Raw genomic sequence first — 335 nt, 5'->3', positions numbered from 1 at the left:
GCGCACCCCACAACTCCCACACCGAAAAATCAAACGCAAAGGAGTGAAACAACGTCCACACATCATCCGCACCGAAGCCGAACCACCCATCCGTCGCCTCGAACAGCCGCACCACATTCCCGTGCGACACCACCACACCCTTGGGCCGCCCCGTCGAGCCGGATGTGTAAATCACATACGCGGCCGCCTCCGGGGCAACGCGGATTCCCACATCGGACCCGTCCAACTCCGCCAATTCCGCGGTGACCTCGGCGTCGTCCAGCACCACCAGCGGAACGCCCGCCGGGACCCCGGCGCCCGCGCCCGCCCCCGTCACCACCAGCGAAGGGCCCGCA

General features: G+C 67.2%; 1 protein-coding gene. It reads right to left on the bottom strand.

Annotation, left to right across the window (positions count from 1 at the left end; translation table 11 throughout):
- The coding region (locus tag NQU54_RS48940) for an AMP-binding protein (protein WP_257636708.1) at positions 1-335 on the bottom strand (335 nt) is incomplete at both ends.

The sequence above is a fragment of the Streptomyces malaysiensis subsp. samsunensis genome, assembly GCF_024519315.1.
Taxonomy (GTDB): Bacteria; Actinomycetota; Actinomycetes; order Streptomycetales; family Streptomycetaceae; genus Streptomyces; species Streptomyces malaysiensis.
This window is presented reverse-complemented; position numbering and strand designations above follow the sequence as displayed.